This window comes from Mariniflexile ostreae (genome assembly GCF_042427585.1).
Taxonomy (GTDB): domain Bacteria; phylum Bacteroidota; class Bacteroidia; order Flavobacteriales; family Flavobacteriaceae; genus Pseudalgibacter; species Pseudalgibacter ostreae.
In genome coordinates, this window is sequence record NZ_JBHMFC010000077.1 from 117,118 (window position 1) to 121,097 (window position 3,980).

General features: G+C 34.5%; 4 protein-coding genes. All 4 read left to right on the forward strand.

From position 1 onward, the window contains the following. On the forward strand, positions 1 to 1,525 hold a 1,525-nt coding region (locus tag ACFFU9_RS12295; protein ID WP_379861754.1), incomplete at its 5' end, for an RHS repeat domain-containing protein. Positions 1,526 to 1,698: 173 nt separating this feature from the next. Continuing rightward, entirely contained in the window at positions 1,699 to 2,385 is a 687-nt protein-coding gene (gene lepB / locus ACFFU9_RS12300) for a signal peptidase I (RefSeq protein WP_379861755.1), read from the forward strand. A gap of 202 nt (positions 2,386 to 2,587) precedes the next feature. Beyond that, complete coding sequence (locus ACFFU9_RS12305) at positions 2,588 to 3,514, forward strand: RHS repeat-associated core domain-containing protein (protein WP_379861756.1); 927 nt, start codon at positions 2,588 to 2,590, stop codon at positions 3,512 to 3,514. Continuing rightward, positions 3,511 to 3,864, forward strand: a complete 354-nt coding sequence (locus tag ACFFU9_RS12310) for a hypothetical protein (protein ID WP_379861757.1) — start codon at positions 3,511 to 3,513, stop codon at positions 3,862 to 3,864. Before ACFFU9_RS12305 ends, ACFFU9_RS12310 begins: the two co-directional genes overlap by 4 nt. The last annotated feature ends 116 nt before the right edge of the window (positions 3,865 to 3,980 follow it).

Here is a 3,980-nt window from a genome sequence, read left to right on the forward strand (position 1 = left end):
TCAATACACCTATGATGCTGGTGGCGAACGCGTGATAAAAAGTGCTGGCGATTCTCAAAATGTTGCTATTAACGGACAAACGGCCGCCACCATTGTACATACCGATGATTATACGGGCTATGTTTCTCCGTATTTTGTAATTAGCAAAGGCAAATTTACCAAGCATTATTTTGAGGGCGCAGGACGTATCGTGAGCAAATTAGGCAACGGAACCTTTGCACAGCCCTTGGGCATTACCGCTGGAGGAGTAAACTATACAAAGCTGACTGCCGAACAGCAAAAAGCCATGGACACCTATGTACGAGCGTTGGGCGTGCCACCAGGGCCTCCCACCCAGCAAGGGATTTATGCTACACCAGAATTTACTGGTAATCCATACCCAAGTGACGTTTTAAGACCAACCGAGGAAAACCAAGAACCCCCAGAAGGTTGGCCCAGAAACCCTATCTGGAACAAGAACGGCGACGTGCCAGGGCCACCTGTACAGTTTGGCCCACCCGTAAAACCCGAAACCGTAAAACCTGCCGAAGGTTTTACAGGTATTGGGTTACCCGAAAATGATATTTTTTATTTTCACCCCGATCATCTCGGAAGTACGTCGTATATTACAGCCCAAAATGGAAGCATAAGTCAACATGTCGAGTATATCGCTTTTGGGGAGATTTTGTTTGAGGAGCATTCTAGCTCGTTTTCTTCACCTTATCTTTTCAACGGGAAGGAACTCGACAGAGAAACGAACCTTAGCTATTATGGGGCTAGGTATTTGGATATGAAGACTAGTTTGTGGTTGAGTGTGGATCCTTTGGCGGAGAAGTTTTATATGAATTCTCCATACATTTACGTAAGCCAAAAACCATTGAACTTGATAGACCCTACGGGCATGAGTGAGGAGAGTGCTGATGATTGGATAAAGAACTTGAATACTGGTGAAGTAAAATGGTTTGATGCCAAAGGAAAACAGGCTATAGATATGGCAGCTACACATTGGAAAGAGGGCAATCTTATTACAGGAGCAGATAATCCAGACAATTTTAAAAACCTGGGAGATAGTTACTTTGGTCCCACCAAAGGAAATATTTTAGATAAGACTAAAATATTAGACCAAAGGAAATCTTACTTACAACAAGTTTCTGCAAAAATAAATGATAAAGCAGGAGTAAATGTTGGAGATTTTGGAAATTTTAATAATATAACAAATGAGTTTTTATCGAGTAAATTTCTTGGAACTCCTTTTGGAAATAAAGAAAGTAATAGTGGTTCGGATATACCAGGGTTAGTTTGGGATTATGGAATATCTCCTAGTATCGATAGGTCATTAAAAAGAACATCTTTATCTAACTTAGCAAAAGTTGCTATAGGTATGTCGGCAACCGCAGTAGGTTATTTCCTTTCCTCGGAAACTGCAGGAAATGGCTCCGATATGGTTTCATATAACCGAGCGAATGCAATAAACCATTTTAAGAAAAAAACCATTAACTTTCTAGATGCTGGTACATTAATGAAAATAGCAACACATAAATTTTAAAATATGTCCTATATGTTTTTATCGTATTTAGGAGGTGGTATATATTGGATATTAATTAAATTTTGTAAAACCTCCTATACTCAAGAAATTTCTAACAAAAACATTGAAAGAAATATTTTTGTTTTATTAATTTTCATTTTATTTATAGCATATTTCTCAATAAAAATTTTTTAATGATACTTTTTGAAAAATTAAACAAAAAATTAATCCTAATTACAGGAATCGTATTAATTATAATTCTTATACGTTTTACAGGAATTTTAAAAACATATACCTTTTCAGCAAATACAATGGAACCTAATGTAGAACAAGGAGCGACATTATTCGTGACTAATATCCAGAAATCAGACATAGAAGATATTATTGTTTTTAATTATAATGATTCATTGATAGGTCATCAAGTTTTCGTTTTTAGGTTGATAGGAAAAACCAATGACATCATAGAGTTAAAAAAGGGTATTGTTTATCGAAACGGAAAAATTTTAAATAAAGCACAAACAGCGCACGATTATAAGATAACTAAAAATGAGTATGTTCGTATGAATAGCAATGAGCAAATTATTACTAATTATGATTTAATAAAAACAAATGGGGATACTCTTTTTGTATGTATTCAAGATAATTTAGCAAAAAAAAACAATTTAAATGATAGACGGTTTATTTTACCTAAAAATCATACAGATGAACACATAAAACGAATATACAATAACAATTGGAACAAAGATTTTTTTGGACCTTTGGTTGTCCCGGAAGGTAAGTATTTTGTTTTGGGAGACAATAGAGATAACTCTAATGATTCAAGATTTATAGGTTTAATAGATGAAGAACAGGTAATAGGAACTGTTATAGCAAAATGGTAATTAAAATTTGTTCTTCGTAACATATACATGTCGTAAAAAATGTTCGGATTCTTTAATTTACAATGCAGCCAAGTTTACTTAAGAAAAACCCCGATATCTCGAGCGAATCCTTTCGTGTAATTCTTAATCTAAAAGAATATATTTTCAACATCCTGTGATATTATTAGAAAACAAAACTTGAAATGAAAACTTATGTCAACACGTGGAACACATCGCTTTTAACTCCCTTTTTATTGGTTTTTTGGAGTCGTTGAGTCCTAAAAATCGATTTGGGGAGGTCTTATTTGAAGAGCATAGCTCGAGTTTTTCAAGTCCTTATTTGTTTAATGGAAAGGAGTTGGATAGAGAGACTAATTTGAGTTATTATGGGGCTAGGTATTATGATGCTAAGGTGAGTCTTTGGTTGAGTGTGGATCCATTAGCGGAGAAATACCCAGGCATTTCTTCTTACGTATACTGCTTGAATAATCCTATAATTTTTGTTGACCCAGATGGAAGAGATGCTAAAGTTGCTATTAAAGGGAATACAATGACTATTTCTACTACGATTTATGTTTATGGTTCTGGTGCAACAAAATCAAACGCAGCACTAATGCAAAAAAACATAATGAGTGCATGGAGTAAAGATGCAAGCGGAAACACATGGCAATACAAAGATGCTTCTTCAGGCAAAACCTATGATGTTGTTTTTGATGTAACCGTAGAGCAATACGACGCATCCAATCAAAATTCTGAACCTAGCTTACTCTCTGGCAGAAACAATCCTTTCAATACCGACAATTACGTTGAAATAGATAATAACTCTAAGAGGTCATTTGTTAGAGGTGGCGATGAAGGTACATGGAGAGGTAAAGGACGTAATGGGAAAACATTATCTCAAGATGATTCAGGTCCACATGAGTTTGGACACATTATAGGATTGCCAGATAGATATACAAATGGCAAAGGGGCAAATAAAGGATGGAAAGGTAACATTATGGCTGAACCAGCAATGCAGGGAGTGGTCGAACAAAGGGATATTAATAAGCTTGCAGCACCACTTGTTAAAGAATATAATGAGTCCTTGACTAAAACAGTTAATGATAAGTTGGGGACAAACCTTGAATACGAAACAAAAATCGACCCATGATGCACAAACTTTTTATAATTATTTTAATGGCTAGTATTTTTAAATCTTGTAATAGTCAGGAAGTTACAAAAGATAAAGCAATTAATGGTATGCAAGAATTGGAACTTGTAAAAAAGTTGAATAAGCCTAGACGGGAGACAATTATTCCTATTCATAAAAAAGTTAATTTACTTGAGTATCAGTCTGACTTATTTGAAATAACAAAAGATTTAACTGAAAGCGACACGATATATGTTAAAGAGTTATATTGGGAGCATAAAAAGACGAAACAAGTTGTTTGGTTAAAGAAAACCCACGAGAATTGGATTGTTTTTGATAATTTGATATGGTCAAATAAAATTCAGTTTTAAAAAAAAGAAAAGGACACTATCCTAAAATCTGTGTAAGTTCAAAATTTCAGGGTTAAATTATTTATAGTTTAATCCTGTTTTCAAATATAGCTAAAAATTGGTTTAGTATAATTCCC